Annotated in this window: 15 protein-coding genes and 2 tRNA genes; 14 read left to right on the top strand and 3 right to left on the bottom strand. The window is 31.0% G+C overall.

All coding sequences use genetic code 11. From position 1 onward, the window contains the following. Positions 1-168: 168 nt before the first annotated feature. The 6 genes from ACW9UN_RS08880 to ACW9UN_RS08855 all read left to right on the top strand — a co-directional run bounded on the left by ACW9UN_RS08880 (position 169) and on the right by ACW9UN_RS08855 (position 7,494). Positions 169-1,668, top strand: coding sequence for a serine hydrolase (locus ACW9UN_RS08880; RefSeq protein ID WP_459485894.1), 1,500 nt, complete (start codon positions 169-171; stop codon positions 1,666-1,668). A gap of 362 nt (positions 1,669-2,030) precedes the next feature. Further along, a complete protein-coding gene (locus ACW9UN_RS08875) occupies positions 2,031-4,193 on the top strand; it encodes a prolyl oligopeptidase family serine peptidase (protein WP_459485893.1) in 2,163 nt (720 codons plus the stop codon). 151 nt (positions 4,194-4,344) lie between these two features. Further along, positions 4,345-5,130 carry an FkbM family methyltransferase gene (locus ACW9UN_RS08870; RefSeq protein WP_459485892.1) on the top strand — a complete coding sequence of 262 codons (786 nt, stop codon included), beginning with the start codon at positions 4,345-4,347 and terminating at the stop codon, positions 5,128-5,130. Positions 5,131-5,380: 250 nt separating this feature from the next. Beyond that, a tRNA-Thr gene (locus tag ACW9UN_RS08865) sits at positions 5,381-5,454 on the top strand. Between the two features lie 57 nt (positions 5,455-5,511). After that, a tRNA-Tyr gene (locus tag ACW9UN_RS08860) sits at positions 5,512-5,593 on the top strand. A gap of 1,649 nt (positions 5,594-7,242) precedes the next feature. Beyond that, positions 7,243-7,494: a hypothetical protein gene (locus ACW9UN_RS08855; RefSeq protein ID WP_459485891.1), complete on the top strand. Its 252-nt coding sequence runs from the start codon at positions 7,243-7,245 to the stop codon at positions 7,492-7,494. A gap of 55 nt (positions 7,495-7,549) precedes the next feature. Here the strand turns inward: ACW9UN_RS08855 and ACW9UN_RS08850 are convergent, their stop codons facing one another. Further along, the gene (locus ACW9UN_RS08850) at positions 7,550-7,948 is read right to left on the bottom strand and encodes a GLPGLI family protein (protein ID WP_459485890.1); all 399 of its coding nucleotides are present in this window, start codon (positions 7,946-7,948) and stop codon (positions 7,550-7,552) included. Positions 7,949-8,594: 646 nt separating this feature from the next. On the opposite strand from ACW9UN_RS08850, the gene ACW9UN_RS08845 reads away from it, so the two are divergent. Continuing rightward, positions 8,595-11,015: a TonB-dependent receptor gene (locus ACW9UN_RS08845; protein WP_459485888.1), complete on the top strand. Its 2,421-nt coding sequence runs from the start codon at positions 8,595-8,597 to the stop codon at positions 11,013-11,015. Between the two features lie 880 nt (positions 11,016-11,895). Here ACW9UN_RS08845 and ACW9UN_RS08840 read toward each other — a convergent pair. Next, positions 11,896-12,708 (bottom strand): RDD family protein, encoded by an 813-nt coding sequence (locus tag ACW9UN_RS08840; RefSeq protein ID WP_459485887.1) that lies wholly within the window; start codon positions 12,706-12,708, stop codon positions 11,896-11,898. A 21-nt stretch (positions 12,709-12,729) separates the two neighbouring features. Between ACW9UN_RS08840 and ACW9UN_RS08835 the strand changes: the two genes are divergently transcribed. From ACW9UN_RS08835 to ACW9UN_RS08810, 6 genes are all read left to right on the top strand, one after another. Then, positions 12,730-13,695 (top strand): stage II sporulation protein M, encoded by a 966-nt coding sequence (locus tag ACW9UN_RS08835; RefSeq protein ID WP_459485885.1) that lies wholly within the window; start codon positions 12,730-12,732, stop codon positions 13,693-13,695. Further along, positions 13,696-14,415 (top strand): hypothetical protein, encoded by a 720-nt coding sequence (locus ACW9UN_RS08830; protein WP_459485884.1) that lies wholly within the window; start codon positions 13,696-13,698, stop codon positions 14,413-14,415. Next, a complete protein-coding gene (locus ACW9UN_RS08825; protein ID WP_459485883.1) occupies positions 14,415-15,632 on the top strand; it encodes a DUF4350 family protein in 1,218 nt (405 codons plus the stop codon). Before ACW9UN_RS08830 ends, ACW9UN_RS08825 begins: the two co-directional genes overlap by 1 nt. Positions 15,633-15,636: 4 nt before the next feature. Next, the gene (locus ACW9UN_RS08820; RefSeq protein WP_459485881.1) at positions 15,637-16,662 is read left to right on the top strand and encodes an AAA family ATPase; all 1,026 of its coding nucleotides are present in this window, start codon (positions 15,637-15,639) and stop codon (positions 16,660-16,662) included. A gap of 133 nt (positions 16,663-16,795) precedes the next feature. After that, positions 16,796-18,130 (top strand): DUF58 domain-containing protein, encoded by a 1,335-nt coding sequence (locus ACW9UN_RS08815; RefSeq protein ID WP_459485880.1) that lies wholly within the window; start codon positions 16,796-16,798, stop codon positions 18,128-18,130. A 26-nt stretch (positions 18,131-18,156) separates the two neighbouring features. After that, on the top strand, positions 18,157-18,552 hold the full coding sequence (locus tag ACW9UN_RS08810; protein WP_459485879.1) for a DUF805 domain-containing protein: 396 nt from the start codon (positions 18,157-18,159) through the stop codon (positions 18,550-18,552). On the opposite strand, the gene ACW9UN_RS08805 is transcribed toward ACW9UN_RS08810, so the two are convergent. Next, positions 18,553-19,086: a DUF4251 domain-containing protein gene (locus ACW9UN_RS08805; protein ID WP_459485878.1), complete on the bottom strand. Its 534-nt coding sequence runs from the start codon at positions 19,084-19,086 to the stop codon at positions 18,553-18,555. It lies immediately after the preceding gene. Positions 19,087-19,200: 114 nt separating this feature from the next. Here ACW9UN_RS08805 and ACW9UN_RS08800 point away from each other — a divergent pair, with 114 nt between their 5' ends. Further along, positions 19,201-19,905, top strand: a complete 705-nt coding sequence (locus ACW9UN_RS08800) for a pseudouridine synthase (protein ID WP_459485876.1) — start codon at positions 19,201-19,203, stop codon at positions 19,903-19,905. Positions 19,906-19,930: the final 25 nt, after the last annotated feature.

The raw sequence follows: 19,930 nt of genomic DNA, 5'->3' as shown, positions 1-19,930 counted from the left end.
AAATTTAAAGCCGCTAACTTTGTTATGCATAAACAATGCACAAACTCAATACGATAGAAATAAAAATTATTAGCATCATACATCATAACCCAACTACTGGGGTTGATAACAAATATAAGTTGTATGTATATTTTTGTTAGAGCTAATTATCTAAAAACCAATTACATTATGAATACTTCCAGATTTTTATTAACAATACTAATATCTTTTATTTTAGGATCATCTTGTATTGCACAATACACTCAACAAAATAAAAAACTCACTCTAATGATTGAGCAAGGTATAAAAGATTGGCAAATTCCAGGACTTTCAACTGTTGTAGTTAAAGAGGGGAAAGTAATCTTCAAAAAAACATATGGTATTAAGGATATTGAAACAAAAGAGCTTGTAAATGAAAATACATTATTTAGTATGGCTTCAACTACCAAAGCACTAATTGCAATCTCATTAGGAATACTTGTAGACCGCAATAAAATTTCTTGGGAAGATAAAGTAATTGATCACCTTCCCTCATTTAAACTCTCAGATACATACATTACAGGAGAGGCAAGAGTAAAAGATTTACTAACGCATAATTTAGGAATTGAAAATGCAGATTTATTATGGGTAGTAGACAGTGTTTCAACAGTCAAAACAATTGATAAATTTAAATATGCAAAAAAAAACTATCCTATAAGAGGTGGTTTTACTTATCAAAATATAATGTATGTTGTAGCTGGAGAGCTTATTAAATCTGTAAGCGGACAACATTGGACACGTTTTGTAGAAAACAACATACTACAACCTTTAAAAATGAATCGTACCCAAACCAATTCAATAGATATTATAAAAGCTGGTAATTATACCGCGCCACACGTTAATGATTACGAAGATGGTATTGTAAAGGTAGGCCAAACTTTTTCTGATCAAATTGGAGCTGCGGGTATGATATGGTCTACTACAAATGATATCAGTAATTATTTAACTTTTCTTGTAAATGACGGAGTTTTTAAAAAGGATACCATTCTTAAAACCAACACTTTTCAATATATATTTAAACCACATGCTTTACTAACAGAGCCTGCCTATCCAACAAGTGTATTGACAAAACAAAAGTGGAACACCTATGGTTTAGGATGGTTTCAACACGATTATAGAGGTTACAAACTAGATTTTCATACAGGTAGTATAAGTGGTTTGGTTGCAATAGCAGGAATTATGCATGATAAAGATCTAGCAGTCTATGTTTTTGCTAATCTTGATCATGCAGAGCTGAGGCACGCAATAATGTATAAGGCGATAGACCTTTATGCATTTAACGATGATAGTAAAAACTGGCATGACGATGTATTTAAATTATATAGTGATTTTATTAAACAAGATAAAGAATATATAAAAAACTTAGATAAAAACCGTGTTCTAAATACAAAAACAACATTACCCTTAAATGAATATATAGGTACTTATCACCATAAAATGCTTGGAAAAGTTAATGTTAAAATAGTTGAGGGAAAATTACACGTTAACTTTAATAACTATTTATATTATACGCTTAAGCATTGGCATTACAATACATTTACAACAAATAAAGATCCTATATATCGTAATAAATTTTTAATAAATTTTAATTTAAACGAATTAGGATTGATTAGAGATCTTGAAGTTTTTGGAGAAAAATTTACAAAATAACAGAGCTCAGCAATCCATCATACCAATAATTAAGCAAAATCCATTCATTTTTAATGATAGTATGACTCTAATTATTAGATCATAAATCCAAATTTCACGAAACTAAAACCCGTTTTACACATTACAATATGGGGATAAAAACAAGTAAAATAGGGGAAAACACCGTTTTTAAATGTGTTTTGTTACAAAGCACTAAAAATGAGTTGTTTATATAGTGATTAATTGTTATATTTAGCAAAAAATTGTACAACGCATAAAACTTATTAGCATTTAAACCTATCTCAGCTATTGCTGTTGGTTAACAGTTGATCGTTTTATGTATAAACAAGCTACCTACATGTTAAATTAAAAAACTTATACCTATGAAAAAAGTATTCTTACTTATTGCTGTAATTATTTTGGCACAGCCTGCATTGGCCCAATACAATTACCCTACTACTAAAACTATTGAAGTAACCGACACTTACCATGGTACAACCATTACAGACTCATATCGTTGGTTGGAAGATGTTAAAAATCCCGAAGTCCTAAATTGGTTCAAAACTCAAGCGGAGTACACCAATACTGAAATGGCAAAAATACCCAATCAAGACAAATTGATTCAAGAATTTCAACAGCTCGATGCAATGCGTTCCGTTTCTTACTCATCAATATCCAAAGTGGGTGGTAACTACTTTTACAAAAAGCGTTTGCCAAGTGAGCAAGTTTCAAAACTCTATTGTAAACAAGGTGAAAACGGAAAAGAAATATTGCTATTTGAACCACAGCAATACATTCCAGGCAAAATATTTGAATTCAGCATAACTGTAAGTGATGACGGAAGTAAAATAGCAATGAATTTAAGCGAAGCGGGTAGTGAATTAGGTGATATTAGAATTTTAGATGTAGCTACAAAGCAGTTTTTACCAGATGTAATTCCGCATAGTGGTTATGGTGAGTTTGTAGAAGGTAGCAATACCGAAATTATGTATACCGAATTTAAAAACTACGATACGCACGATCCAGAAAATGCTTTAAATACACCATTTAAATTACATGTTATAGGAACCTCTGTTGATAGTGATTTGGTAATTGCAAGCTCTAAAAAGAATCCTGAACTCAACATACAACCAAAAGATTACCCAGACGTTGATGTGTTTAAGAATTCTCCATATATGATTTTAGGAAAATACACTGTTGAAAACAACCTAACTTTATATTATGCACCAAAAACTGAACTGAAATTAGAAAAGATAAATTGGAAACCACTAACCACAGAAAATGATGAGATTCGACAATTTTTTGTTCAAGGAAAAGACATTTATTTTTTAACAACTAAAGGAAACGATAAGTTTAAAATCATTAAAACATCTTTTGATAAACCTGATTTGCAAAATGCTACAATTATTGATCAGGGCAATAAAGAATGGAAAATATCACCAGATTACATTGCACAATCTAAAGACTACCTCATTTACAACAAAACCAAAAATGAACTGACAACTAAAACGTATCAATACGAATATAAAACAGGAAAAACCACCGAAATCAATGTTCCTTTAAAAGGAAATATTTTAGCACTTGGTTTGTCTAAAGAAGACAATGAAATACTATTTGTAAATTTGGGTTGGACAATTCCACATAATTTTTACAGCTATAATGCAAGCTCCCAAAAAGTATCAAAAGGCATTTTCAATATCAAATTAAACTACCCTAATATAGATCAACTTGTTTACAAAGAAGTAGAAATCTCATCATGGGATGGAACACTTGTTCCACTAAGTATTGTTTACAACAAAAGCAAACTAAAAAAAGACGGAAGCAACATTACTTTTATGGAAGGATATGGGGCTTATGGTTACAATGCTTACATTCCTTTTTTTGATGAATACAAAATGGCATTACTAAATAGAGGAGTAATCTTAGCGTATGCACACGTTCGAGGTGGTGGCGAAAAAGGAAACGAATGGTATCTTGCAGGCAAGAAAACCACAAAACCCAATACTTGGAAAGATTTTAATGCGTGTACAGAATGGCTCATAAACCATAATTATTCTTCGGCAGATAAATTTGGTATATCTGGTGCAAGCGCTGGCGGTATTTTAATTGGTAGAGCAATTACAGAAAAACCTGATTTATACAAGGTTGCAATTCCTAAAGTAGGTTGTTTAAATGCGTTAATAATGGAATTTGAGCCAAACGGACCTGCAAACATTCCTGAATTTGGTACAGTTACCATAAAGGAAGAATTTGAAGCTTTACTAGAAATGGATGCTTTTCATCACATTATTAAAAATGAAAAATATCCTGCACAATTAATCACAACTGGGTTCAATGATCCAAGAGTTGAAAGTTATATTCCTGCAAAATTTGCTGCAAAAATGCAAGCCCTAAATGGCTCAGAAAACCCGGTCTTTTTAGATGTAGATTATAAAGCAGGCCATTTTGGCGGCAGCACTATCAAAGAACAATTTGCACAAACAGCCAAAGAGTATGCGTTTTTGTTATGGCAATGTGGTAATGAGGAGTTTCAAAAACCACAATAAAAAACACCACAAATTACAACACCTATAAAAATAGGCGAAATAGGAAACCTACTGAAGTTTTGTTTTACTTGTACAACTTCGGAATTAATCGATAATTAGGTACTTCTAGATCGCCTATTTTTTATATATTTAGCGCTGGCAATATAATCCTATGAAGAGAATTTTCAATTACATAAGTATATTCGGAAAAAAAAGATTTCAGAATATATTCGAAATTATTTTTAAAATTTCATTAAAGGGATTAAATTATAAAAGTAGAAATTTTGAGAAAAATGGTGAATTATATGTATTGAAATATATTCAAGAAAAATTTGGAAAAGAAGCAGCCTTAACCATATTTGATGTTGGTGGAAATGTAGGAAACTATTCAAAAAGTTTGTCTATTTTTTTTAATGATAAAGCAACTATACATTCATTTGAACCTTCTAAAAAAACATATCAAATATTTTTAGAGACAACTAAAAATATTCAAAATATAATACCAAATAACTTTGGATTAAGTAATCATGTTCAAAATCAATTATTGTATACCAACTGTGATGGTTCTGGATTAGCCTCAATGTATCAAAGAAATTTAGATCACATTGGCATATCAATGGAGAAAAGTGAAGAAATAGCACTATCAACGATAGATAATTATTGCGAAGCAAACAACTTGCAACGAATTCATTTTTTAAAATTAGATATCGAAGGTCACGAACTAAAAGCTTTAAATGGTGCTAAAAAAATGATGGGTGAAAAGAAAATTGATTTTATTCAATTTGAATTTGGAGGTTGTAATATTGATTCAAGAACTTATTTTCAAGACTTTTACCTACTGTTAAAAGATAATTACAAAATATACAGAATTTTAAGAAAATGTTTATTTGAAATATCTAAATATAAAGAAACCTATGAGATATTTACAACCATTAATTATTTGGCCATTAGAAAGTAAAAATTATGTTTACACACAAAAAGTACTGTGACAAAAACAAATAAAAAGGTGTTTATTTTTCACTAAAGTATTGCTGTAATTATAAAGATATCATAATCTTGATATTGTACCAATAGATATATTCCAAATATCATATCATTACATGTTTAGAAATAAAGAATATAAAAAATAAAATATTTATTTGTAATTATTCCAAAACTTAGTACATTCGCGCACCTTTACTAAAAAAGGGAGTTATTTTACAACAAAAGCCGATGTAGCTCAGCTGGCTAGAGCAGCTGATTTGTAATCAGCAGGTCGTGGGTTCGAGTCCCTCCATCGGCTCTAATAACAATTACAATTTTACCGTAATTGTTCCGTTCTTAAAACAGGAAATAACTAGGGGAGATACTCAAGCGGCCAACGAGGACGGACTGTAACTCCGTTGACTATGTCTTCGCAGGTTCGAATCCTGCTCTCCCCACATTTTTTTCTTTTCTCAACGATAGATTTAATAGTCAAAGTTTTTTATTTAATGCTCAAGATTTCTGATTCAAGATGCAGGAGCCAAGAACCAAGATTGGTTTAGTGTTTTCTTTACTATAGGGTGTGGAATATTATTCAAACCAAACGTCATTGCGAAAGAAACTATAATGTAGTGAAGCAATCTTTGTATTAAAACTAAGAAATTCTACAAACAATTACAATTAACATTCAATTACTGTCATTCCTGCATAGGCAGGAATCTCCTCATTAACAAAATCCATTAAAACTAAGAAATTTATTCAAGTTTTTTTATTTATTGCTCAAGGTTTTGGATTCAAGAGCCAAGAACAAATTAGATTGGTGTTTTGTATACTATTGGTGTGGAATATTATTAAAACCAGCCGTCATTGCGAACAAAACGATAGTGTAGTGAAGCAATCTTTGGATTAATACTAACAAATAAATTACAATTAACATACAATCACTGTCATTCCTGCGCAGGCAGGAATCTCCTCATTAACAAAACCCAAATCACACTGTCAGTTCGAGTGATTTTGAGGCACGAAAAATAGTATCGAGAACTCATAGGTTTACATTAAAAAAATCTATTTCCATAGTAAAATACTAAACCCAAATCACACTGTCAGTTCGAGTGATTTTGAGGCACGAAAAATTGTATCGAGAACTCATAGGTTTACATTAAAAAAATTTACTTTCATAGTAAAATACTAAATCCAAATCACACTGTCAGTTCGAGTGATTTTGAGGAACGAAAAATTGTATCGAGAACTCCAAAACTAGGCATAAAAAGCCTACCAACATAATAGAAAATTTGTGACCCCAACTGACCCTGAATGACCCTGAATGACCCCACCTGACCCTCAATGACCCTCGTTTTTAGATTTTAGGGGGTTTTGTTCGAGTCTTGTTCGGGTTTCCTTCGGGTGAGCTAGGGGTGTATTTTTTAAAAATGGACGTTTTAGGGAGAAGACCCGAAGCAAACTCGAAGCAACCCTCTAGAAAGGACACAAAAATGCTGTTATTTTGGGGCCGAATACCCTTTTTTATATGCGTTTTTTGTTTAAAATAAATATCATTTATATTGTAATGAAGAAATCTTAAGTTAAACCTCTCAAATTTTCTTTATTTTTTCTTTCTAAAATCTTCTTTTAAGAAAGTAATGAAACCGAATTTATTAGGTACAAGAATTCCTATAAAAAAACAATAATAGAGTTATAATTAAATACGCTTTTTACAAAACGACGATAGGAGAGTAGTGAAATGTGTATAGAATGGGCTTTTAGCTTTGATAAATAATATAAAAGTCATAACTATGATTTATGTAAAAATTGATATTGCAAAAACTGCACAAGTTGGTTTTTTTTAGGTGGTTGGTTTAGTTGGAGCTTTACGGGCTTTTGCAGGAATAATACTTTTATACTTAGCTCTTAAGCTTCAAAAAGACGAACTAAAATTGAGTAGAGCCGTTTTAAGGGATTCTGTACAAACTTAAAAAGAAACAGGAGGTTATGGAAGAACAGAAAAAGTTTAAATAAATTCTATGTTTTAATGTTTTTGTAAATTGTAGGTATAAGAAACAGTGGCATAATATTTGTTACTTTATTTATAAATAAAAAATATAAAATTATGAAGATTAAATTATTTACCATTTTAATATTTACTTTGTCTTTTATTGGATGTACCAATGAAGATGATATCATTAAAGATAACTCGACTAATAAACAAAGTATAGAGACTATTTTTGAAAGTAATAATTATGAGAGTTTAAACAATTTTGAAAATTCATTAAAAATAGAGAAAACTATCAGTAAAGAAGAATTTGAAAAAATCAAACTTATTCAGAAAAAGACATTCGCTAAACTTTATGATATTGAATAAAATTGAAGTTTGTTAAATAAAAAAGGTGTATTCATAAATTCACCTTTTTAAGTTATTAATTAGATCCAAAAATTTCTAAAAAATTATCTCTCTCACTGTATGGTTCAATTTTTACATCAAATTTTTTCGCATGTAATTTTAAACCATTGTCAGTTAATTCGATGTGCCTTCTTTGCAAAGCTACATATCTTTTAAAAGATATAAATTTCTTTCCTTTTATTAAAAGAGCATTTTCATTTTTGAAAACTTGTATTTTTTGCACAGGGTATTTGATCTTTTTAAACGATATTTTAAAGAAACCATCTACTGATTCAGCTTCTAAAATCATTCCTGGCAAAACTTGAAGTTTCCAAGGACCATAAGGAAGTGGGATATCTTGAGTGTACCAAGCTATATATTTACGCCCTCTAAATTCAACAGTTGCTTTATTACAATTAAAATTACTGCGTAGCATAATTATTTTTAAAAAGAAATCGAGCCTTTTTTGAAAGAGTCAATTTAACATAATGGCGAATTATAGCTACAAATTTTAATGCTCTAAAGTTTCTTATAATTGCGTATTTAAAAAATATCATTGAATAATACCAATTACAAGATTCTACGGAATTATAATTAATACTTGTTGACGAATGTTAAAACACCCCCAAACGAATGTTTATTGTGCTTTCAATACTTTCTGGGATATTTTACATAATAGAGAATTATAGCTATCAAAGCACTTGTACTATATTGTTCTGCGTTATGTAACTTGAGCTTTGGCTAAAAGCGAAAGTTGTTACTACATTTTCTTTAAAAAATTTATTCTCAAAAGTTTCTTCTACAATGTTAATGGAACACTTATTATGCGACGACGTAGGAGGGAAGCGTAATGTGTGTGGAATGGGCTTTTAATTATAAAGGTTAATTACTAAATCCTACAACTAACTGTTTTTTTTTATTAATGAAGGAAAAATGAATATTAGTATTGCTTTCAACTTTGGATTAAATTTAGATTTTTTAAAATAATTTTATTTTCATCTTTAACACTTAAAGTACATATACTATAGTTTATCTTTATAATAAAAGGTAATTTTGTTTTTTTTAAATTGAAAACTTATAAAATGAAAATTACCCTTACCGTAATTCTACTATTTGTAATAACCTTTGCGCAAGCACAAGAAACCATTACCATTACTGGTCAGATTATCGACCAAGAAACAAAAGAAACATTACCTTTTGTTACGGTAGCAGTAAATGATGAAACTACAAATGAAATCGTAACAGGAACGATTACCGATGATTTTGGACGTTTTGAAATTAAAGATTTAGCAACAGGAAAATATATTGTAAATATCACTTATTTAGGATTTGAAACCGTACAATGTAAAATAGTATCTGGTGGATTAAACCCAATCTTTGACTTAGGAAAAATAGAACTAAAACCATCTGCTGAAGCTTTAGATGAAGTAATGATTGAAGCAAAACGAGCAACTGTTAATTCAGCACTCGATAAAAAAACCTTTAGTTTAGCAGATAACGTGGCGCAATCTGGTGGTTCTGTACTTGACGCTATGAAAACAATGCCAGGTGTTGCTTTTGACCAAGAAGGAAAAGTGGTCTTGCGTGGTAGTGATAAAGTGGTCGTTTTAATCGATGGCAAACAATCTAGTTTGACTGGTTTCGGGAATCAAAAAGGATTGGGTAATATTCCTGCATCTAACATAGAACGTATTGAAATCATAAACAATCCATCTGCAAAATACGATGCTAACGGTTTTGCTGGTATTGTAAATATCATTTACAAAAAGGAAAAACAAACCGGACTCAATGGTAATGTAGGCTTATCTTTTGGATTAGGCGCATTATCTAAAAGAAAAGAAGATACACCAACAGATTTAGGTAGCTATTCGGTAAACCCAAAACTAATTCCTAGTTTAAATTTGAATTACAGAACCAAAAACCTCAATTATTTTTTGCAATCCGAATTCATCATCCAAAAAGCTTTACCAAACAATGAATTCACAACTAGAAACTATGATGATGGTCGCAATATCATATCGCAAGTGCCAGAAAATAGAAGACAGTTCCGTTCAATCATCACAGGTGGAGTTGATTGGGAGTTAAGTGATAATGATGCGATTACCTTTTCAGGAATGTTCGATAGGGAAAAACATATTGATACCTCACAAGTCGCTTTTATCAATCTCGATAATAATGTGCGAAATCGCCTTTATACTTGGAAAGAAGAAGAAGTTACTAGTTATATCAACGTTACTGCCAATTACAAACATAATTTTCCACAAGCAGGACATTCGTTATCTGCAAATGCACAATACACAAGAGGTTTAGAAGATGAAAGCTACTTTTTAAATGATAGTTCTGCGGTTCGTATCGGACGAGATATGACCAACATTAGAGCTATTGAGCATACTACTAGTCTATCCACCGATTATGCGCGTGCATTGAGTAGTGGTAAAATTGAAGCTGGTGCAAAAGTTAGGTTTAGGAATTTACCTGTGGATTACAGGATAAATCGAGGAAATCAATCTATTATTTATCCAGATTTAGGCGATTTTTCAAAATGGAAAGAAAACCTCTATGCATTCTACGGAAACTACCTTTTAGAAAAAGAACGTTTTGATGTCGAAGCTGGTTTGCGAGCAGAACAAACAGATGTTTCTTATGAACTGGATCCACAAAATGCCTACTACCCAAGTAATGATAAATATGATTATTTTGAGCTATTTCCAAGCGTGCGATTTACTTATAAATTGAATGATAAAAACAAATTATCATTATTCTACAACCGTCGTGTCGATAGACCAGGCGAACCAGAATTGCGAGTGTTCCCAAAGTACGACGACCCAGAGTTGCTGAAAGTTGGAAACCCTTATTTGCGCCCACAATTTACTAATAGTGTAGAAGTTGCCCATCGATATAACTGGGATTCAGGTTCATTGTTTTCTGCTGTGTATCATAGACAGATTAAAGGTGCATATCAACGTATTTTAAGTATAGATAACAGTAATCCAGATTACGATATTGTGAATAAAATTTATCAAAACACTGGCGAAAGCACTAATACAGGAATTGAATTATTATTCAGTCAAGACCTTACCGAAAACTGGAAATTAACAGCAAGCACCAATATTTATCGAAATAGTATTGATGCCTATCAAGGAACATTATTATTTCCATTTGTAAGACCATTTACAATAGAAAAAACATCAAATACATCAGGCGATTTTAAATTGTCAAGCACTTTTACGTTGCCTTTAGATATTGAAGCACAAATCACAGGTCTGTATTTTTCAAAACGAAATATTCCACAAGGCGAGGAGTTGGCGCGTTCATCCATAGATTTTGGACTTAAAAAGAGCATATGCATATGGAATGAGACTGGAGAAATCACATTGTCTGCAAGCGATTTGTTTAATAGCTTCGGATTGCGTCAGCGAATAGATGGAGAAAGCTTCACAGCTTTATATGAAAACTATTATGAAACACAAATTGTGCGATTAGGGATGAAATATAAATTCTAAAACTTAAGATTCTCTAAAACAAAGAAGAATTTTAATAAGTTATTCTGAAAGATTAAATGAAATCAATCAAATAATCCAGGTTTAAAATATATAAAGCCTGATAATAACATTATGTAAAATAGAATATCGATATTAAACTTGGCCTCATAAAATTTTGGTTAAAACTATAGGCGAAATGAGCGTCCATATTTTAGGGGTTTAGTTATACAGTATCGGAAGAGTTTCAATTATACAAGGGATTTCAAAGCAATGTAAACGAGTTCCAATGTTTCCTAAAATATAGCGAATGAGCCGTAAATTGTTTCCAAAAGTTTATGCAGCCTTGAATTTTTGTTTCTTTTGTTTTAAGACAAAAGAAAATGAAAGAATGAAAAAAAAGATTAATTGAAAGATTAAATATAACAAGTGCATAGAATTTTATTTTTCTTAAAATTTATGCTCTTGTGGCAAGCTTACGAGAATCGTCTAAAATTTTTTATGACGGACATTTTATCGAATACGCGATTTTTAATAAGAGCAAAAAGGTTAGCTTTTATTTTGGCGTTGGTAAGCGTTGGATAATTAAATTGCCAGAGCAATTTGATTTTATAAAACAATCGAGCGCTTGGTAGCGGCTATTTTATATAACGGCTAATTATAGATACATAATGTTTTAAAAAACTCTGTGAAGCAAACCGATTTTTAGTTTAATGGCCCAAGTTCCAATTATTCTTATGAAAACGAATGTTTCTGGGATATTTTACATAATATCATTATAGCTTACAAATGTGATACTTTGAATTAAATAACAAACATGAGCATTTGTACTATAATTTATATTATGTAAAATAGAATATTTTACAACCCACCTATTAGTTTAGATTTAACAATAAATATCAAATTACATGTTTTGTGTGTAGTAATTGTAATCCTTTAAAATAGTATCAATAAAATCAGAATCACTTTTGTGTACAGATTTAATGTCGGTTACTTCTAAGATTTTGGTACGCAATTTAATTAAGGTTTTAAAATCGTTATTTTTAACGGCATTCTTAAAGGTCTCTTTAATAATCCGTGCATCGTTGTCAGACAATTTAATAACGTTGGCATATGTAGGCACATAAGTATCCTTAATGTTTTCTAAAATGGTTTCAGAGAATTTAACATCATCTTTTAAATAAATAACTATGGTATTGGCAATAATATCACCAAAACGCTGACTCTTTGAGGTTAAAATAATCAACAGAAACCCCACCAGTTTCCCAAAAACAAACAAGCTCATTAACAACCCTGCTTGATCGTCAAATCCTAAGGAAGCTGCGTAAATAAAAATAAGAATAAACAAATTAAAATCGATAATGCGTAAAAACCATCTAATAATATAATCGGTAATAGACGGTTTAAAACCATCTACATTAATCACTTTAATTTTTAACAGGCGTTTGCCTAAGGTTTGCCCATCCATCAAAATTTCAGAATACAAGGTGTAAAATGTAATGGGCAATAAAAAAAGCACTTCTATGGCTCTTATGGTCCAACCATCGTTGCTTAAAGTATCGTCTAACAGGTTAAATCCAAACAATTTAGCGGCAAAATAGAAATAGGCAAACTTAATTACATTATCTACAGTAAAAGCCAAAAGACGCTGAAATACATTTGCTGCCGTAAATTTAATGTTTACATTTTGTGCTGTTTTTATTTGGAGTGTTTTCATGCAATGATTAAATTCGCTCTAATGAGAGAGGTCGCTTTTATAAAGCAAAATAAAGAAAAATGGCTTGAATTTGAACAAGGATTTAAAAATAATAACAAAAAAAGTCCTGATGATATTGCCAACTTGCATATAAAAATTATGAATGATTTGGTATATGCACAAACCTATTACCCTAAAAGTAAGGTTACTGTATATTTAAACAAGTTAGCCAAAAACAGTTTCGACCATGTGTACGATGCCAAAAGAACGGATAAAAATCCGTTTCTCTACTTCTTTTTAGACAAAGTACCACTACTCTGCTATAAATACCGCAGTTATTTCTATTTGTCTTTCATTGTCTTTTTTGTCTGTTTTTTTGTAGGATTATTATCTACCTTTAATGATGAAACTTTTGCCAGACAAATTCTAGGAGACAATTATATAGACATGACCCTAGAAAATATAGAAAGTGGCGATGCAATGGCAGTGTACAAAGGCGGCAGCAATTGGGGGACTTTTATAGGCATTTACGACAACAACCAACGTGTAGGATTGTACATGTTTTTATCGGGAATTTTTCTGGGGATTGGTACTGCCTTTTACATTATTAAAAATGCCATTATGGTGGCTGTGTTTCAGGCATTCTTTTACCAATACAATAGTTTGTTCGATAGTTTAAAGGGCATTTGGATTCATGGAACTTACGAGATTTTCGGAATAATTATAGAAGCTGCAGCTGGTTATATTATTGGTGCAAGTATTTTATTTCCAGGTACTTTAAAACGTTTTGAGTCTTTTAAAAAAGGAATTAGAGATGCTTTTTATATCTTTATCAGTACCATTCCGTTTACCATAATAGCTGCATTTTTAGAAGGTTATGTAACTCGCTATTCTAACAAAATGCCGGTTGTTTTTTGCTTTTTAATTATTGGTTTTAGTTTGGTAAGCATTAGTTATTATTATTTGATTTTGCCTTATAAAGTGGCACGTAAACACAGTTTAAGGTAAATGAAAAGAATACTCACTTCCCTCCTGTTCTGTTTTATTTTAGTGGCAAATGCACAAGAAATTCAACTTGTTGAAGAAGGTGTTATTACTATTGATAGTATTTTGTTACATAAATCTACTGAAATTGATCAAGAGCGAACATTTTCTACAGATCTAAAAGAAAAATACAAAGGCAAAGATTTTGAATATACAGAAGACAAAACAGTAAAACAAGAAGAAGCACCTAAAAAGAATTCAGGGTCACCACTACTAGGAATGTTTGCTTTTTTTATGTCGACTATTTTTCCTTTTCTATTAGGAGGTTTTGTCATATTTGTCATTTTAAAATCGGTTTTGGGTATCGATGCTCGTTTTTGGCAAAAAACCAATAAGGCCAAGGTAACATCAACGCAATTGATTTACGAAGACGAAGACATTAACGAAATGAACTTACAAGGCCTATTGCAACAAGCCATAGACCGCAAAGAGTATCGCTTGGCCATTAGATATTATTATTCAACCACTTTAAAAGCACTGTCTAACAAACAATTAATCGATTATCATAAAGATAAAACCAATTCAGAATACCTTTTTGAGATAGAAAACACTCAAACCAGAACCGAGTTTTCTTACCTTTCTTATGTGTTTTCTTATGTTTGGTATGGCGAATTTACTGTGGATGAACAAAGCTTTACCATAGCACAAAACAAGTATCAATCTTTCTTAAAAACTTTAGTTTGATGCTGATAAGGAAAATAGTAAAAATACCATTGCTCTTTATAACAACTTTAGTTCTACTTACAAGTTGTAACAAAACCAATTGGCACGAAAATTACCGCGAAAAAGAAAAAAGTCCGTTTGGTACTTATATCATTTACAATGAGGTGGATGATCTTTTCCCGAATCAAGAAATTGTACAATTAAAAGAAAACTTCTACGATTATCTATTTTTAAATTACGATAGCTCTAAAGCTGATTTTGGCAACTATATTTGTATTAAAAATACTGCTAATAAATTACCAGAAGATGGTGTAACAGATTTGTTATCTTTTGTATACAATGGTAATAATGCTTTTATTTCTTTAAATTATTTTAGTGATGATTTGTTAACTCAGTTAGACATCACCACCAATAATCTAGACAAACATGTGTACGATAAAGCAGCATTAAAAGGCTTAAAAGGTGAATTCTCTTTAGTAGATGAACATTTTGAAGATCAGCAATTTACCTTTGATAGAAACATACAAAGGCACTATTTTGTAACGTATAACGAAGACAAAACCATGGTATTAGGCAATGCCAAAATAGACGGAGAATTAGTACCGAACTTTTTAAAGATTTATCATGGTAATGGGGCTATTTATGTACATAGCAACCCGATTGTATTTACCAATTACAATTTATTAAAAGGCAAAGAGGAGTATGCAGCACACCTACTCTCCTATTTACCTTCGAATACCATTTTTTGGGATCCTCAAATAAAATGGAGCAAATATGCCAACAATAGAGCTAAAGATCAAGACTCCGTGTTTAAATTCTTTCTACAACACAAAACCCTTACTTGGTTTTTGTTTGTGGCTTTGGCAGGCGTTTTATTGTTTATGCTTTTTAATTTTAGAAGAAAACAACGTGCCATACCTGTAATACATCCGTTGCAAAATACCACAGTTGCTTTTACACAAACCATTGCAAGTTTGTATTTAAAAGAACAGAATCATAAAAATTTAGTCGATAAGAAAATCGCCTATTTCTTAGAAAAAGTACGCACAAAATACTTGCTAAATACCACCAATTTAAACAAAGAGTTTATTAGAGATTTAGCAGCAAAATCGGATAATGAAATTAGAAATACCAAATATTTAATCAATACAATCATCACTTTAAATAAAAAGTCAGAATGCTCTGAAGAAGAGTTAATTGTACTTCATAAAATGATTGTAAAATTCTTTAAAAAATAAGTTTATGGAAACACCAAATGAGCCATTGCAACAACCAGAACATATAGAAACACCAAACAACCTAGCCTTTGAGAGTAGAATCGATTTGTCTGAATTACAAGAAAGTGTTTTTAAAATAAAACAACAACTGCAAAAGGTAATTGTAGGTCAAAAAGAAATGATGGATTTGCTGCTAGTTTCGTTATTAGCAAATGGCCATATTTTAATAGAAGGTGTACCAGGAGTTGCCAAAACCATTACTGCCAAATTATTGTCTAAAACCATTAATGTAGGCTTTAGTAGAATTCAGTTTACACCAGATTTAATGCCTTCGGATATTTTAGGTACTTCTGTTTTTAATGTAAAAACCTCTGAATTTGAGTTTAAAAAAGGGCCTATATTCTCTAACATGATTTTAATTGACGAGATTAACAGAGCACCAGCCAAAACACAAGCAGCCATGTTTGAAGTAATGGAAGAAAAGCAAGTAACTATGGATGGAACAACTTATACCATGCAAGAGCCATTTATAGTATTAGCAACGCAAAACCCTATAGAACAAGAAGGTACTTACAGATTGCCAGAAGCGCAATTAGATCGTTTTCTGTTTAAAGTGATTATAGAATACCCAAATGCAGAAGAGGAATTGCAAATTATAATGCGAGAACAAGCCTTAGAAAACACCACTAAAGTGGAAAAAATTGAAGCAATTATAGATGGTGCTAAAATAGTAGAATACAGAAGTTTAGTCAACCAAATAAAAATAGAAGAAAACCTGTTAAAATACATTGCGAATATTGTAGTGAATACACGTACCAATTCCTTTTTGTATTTAGGTGCTTCACCAAGAGCCAGTATTGCTATTTTATCGGCATCTAAAGCCTTTGCAGCCATAGAAGGTCGTGATTTTGTAACTCCAGAAGACATTAAAAAAGCCACCATTCCTGTATTGCAACACAGAGTTATCGTAACACCAGAAAGAGAAATGGAAGGATTAACCAGTAAACAAATTATAGAACAAATTATAGAGGCAGTAGAAATACCTAGGTAGGTTTGCAGTGGTCAGTTTTCAGTTGGCAGTTGGCAGTTGGCAGTACAATAGTCTATTGAGATGTCATTTCGAGTGATTTTGAGGAACGAAAAATAGTATCGAGAAATCTAAACATAAACAATTACATATTTCAGTGAAACATTTTTACAACACATTATTCTTAAACCATCGATTCTTTTATGCACTCGCCATAATTGCAACCTTATTTGTTGTTGGTTTTTTTGCGCCTATCTTTTTCGAGGTTTCTAAAGTGTTGTTATTTATGCTAATTGTGCTAACATTTATAGATATTTTAATCTTATATCAAACTAAAAAAGGAATTCATATAGATCGTAATTTACCAGAAAGATTGTCTAATGGCGATGAAAATAAGATCTCGTTGTTCATCAAAAACAATTATCCTTTTGTAGCGCATTTGTCATTAATAGAAGAATTGCCTTATCAGTTTCAAAAGCGTGACTTTATTTTTAAACAAATCATTCTAAAAAAAGAAGACAAAACACTGCATTATAAGTTAACTCCCAAAGAAAGAGGGGGTTATTTATTTGGTCATGTAAATGTATATGCCAATTCAGCCTTACAATTGGCAACTCGTAAATATGTTTTAGGTGATGAAAAAGAACTCAAATGCTATCCATCCTTCTTAAAATTAAAAGAGTTTGATATTCAGAATTTTAACAGTTCTACCACTTCTTATGGATCTAAAAAAGTACGTAGAATTGGGCATTCTTTAGAATTTGAACAAATTAAAGAATATGTTTCTGGTGATGATATTAGAACCCTAAACTGGAAAGCCACTGCCAAAAGAAGTCAATTAATGGTGAATCAATATGTAGAAGAAAGATCGCAATCGGTTTATGCCATTATTGATAAAGGACGTGCCATGCAAATGACTTTTGATGGATTAAGCCTGTTAGATTATGCTGTAAATGCAACTTTAGCCATTAGTAATGTCATCTTAAAAAAACAAGACAAAGCTGGGATGCTCTCTTTTTCTACAAAATTAGAAGATTGGGTGGTTGCCGAACGCAGAAACTCGCAAATGAGCTTAATTTCTGAGGCCTTACACAATATTAAAACCAATTTCGAAGAACCTGATTTTAGTACTTTATATTCCGTAGTAAAAAGAAAAATAACCCACAGAAGTTTATTAATTCTTTTTACCAACTTCGAAACTATTGATGGTTTAAACAGACAACTCCCCTATTTAAGAGCCTTGGCTAAAAACCATTTGGTATTAGTGGTATTCTTTAAAAACACAACATTAGATGCTTTAATTAACTCAGAATCAGAAGATATTCAAGGAGTGTATGACAGCATTATTGCAGAGAAGTTTATGTACGAAAAGAAACGCATTGTAAACGAATTAAAAAAATACGGCATACAGTCTGTATTGACCAAACCACAAGATTTAACAGGTGCAAGTATCAACAAATATTTAGAATTAAAATCGAGAGGTTTGTTCTAAATTATTAAATTTGAAAAAAATAAAGGATGAATTGGTATCTTAAGGTTTTAAAGCAATATTTTGACTTTTCGGGTCGTGCAAGACGAAAAGAATATTGGATGTACATATTGTTTCACCTTATTTTTACTTTTGTAACAATTTTTTTGGATACATTATTAGCTACAGAAGTTAATAATGTTGGCTTTTTTTATCTAATTTACGTTCTTTTAAACATTATTCCAGGTTTAGCAGTTTCTATAAGAAGATTGCATGATATTGGTAAAAGCGGTGCTATGATTTTAGTAAACATTATCCCTTTTGTCGGTCCAATTTGGTTTTTAGTATTAACTTGTATGGAAGGGCAGTCTAAACCTAATAAATGGGGAGAAAATCCAAAAGGAGTTGGAAATGATACTTTTATAAATCAAATAGGAACTGAATAATTATTCCGTTTGCCAATTACCTGTATAGTTTATAGCATTTCTATGCGAACTATTCACCTGTAGAGTTGCAGATTTATTAGCATACATGGTTAGATTTAGCTCTAAGTTTTCTTGACTTTTATTAATTCTACAACTAATTTTATAACTATTTTTTTTAGGATTAAACTTAGTTTCCAAATGCTTAACGATACCCTTAAAACTAAGCCCATTATCAGAAGTACCATACTGGCCTCCCAACCTTCTTACACCATAATAGGGCATGTGAAACTTAATACTATCATTTTTAATAATTAAATAATTCTGATTGCCAATTAAATTGATATTCGCTAAATTACTTCCTACAGGCAATAAACTTTCTAAGCCAGTTACACCAGAAATAGCCATAGGATTAGCAGCATTAGCTACAAACTCAATATTTTTATTTTTAACCACTTCTTTTAAAGCATTCAAATCAGCTAAGGTTGCAGTCGATTTACAACTATTGAAACTTAAAATTAAGATTAGTATTGCTAAAAAGCGAAAAATACAATTCATAAAATACTGATATTTAATAGATTAAATTTATAAAAAAAGAATTATAATTGTGATAAAAAAATCATAATTTTTTACAAAATAAATAATAGTATTTTTATCCTCTTAAATTAAAAAATGAGTTTAGAAATTATTTTTGAAGACGATTATTTGCTATGTTTAAGTAAACCTAATAATGTTTTGGTACATCATGCCTATCATTCTAGAAATGTGGCAGATGAAGCCTCTTTATTGCAAATTATAAAAAATGAAACGGATTTAAAAGTGTATCCCATTCATAGATTAGATCGTAAAACCTCAGGAATTATTTTATTGGCAAAAGAAAAAGAATATGTTGCTAAGTTTCAAGAATTGTTTACTAACGATGTAATTCAGAAAACCTATTTTGGGGTCGTTCGTGGTTTTTCTCCGGATGTAAAAACCATAGATTCTCCTGTAAAAGGTCGCGATGCAAATGTACACAAAGATGCCTTAACAGAATTAAAAACATTAGCAAACATCACTTTAGATATTCCTGTAAAACCCTATGATTCTTCACGTTACAGTTTGGTTCAATTATCACCAAAAACAGGAAGAATGCATCAATTAAGAGTGCATATGAATAAAATTAGTCACCCTTTAATTGGCGATGCAAAATATGGTGATAAAAATCATGATGTAATGTATGCTGAAAACTTTGGTTGGCAAAACTTGTTTTTACACGCAGGGAAATTAGAGTTTACACATCCTTTTACATCAGAAAAATTAATTTTACAAGCTAGTTTTCCAAAAAATTGGTTGGCTTTGTTTGATGAGTTTGATTGGGAAAATCCGTTAGTATAAAGAAGCTAAGAAACCTACTTGGAGT

This window comes from Polaribacter litoreus (assembly GCF_054584775.1).
This window is presented reverse-complemented; position numbering and strand designations above follow the sequence as displayed.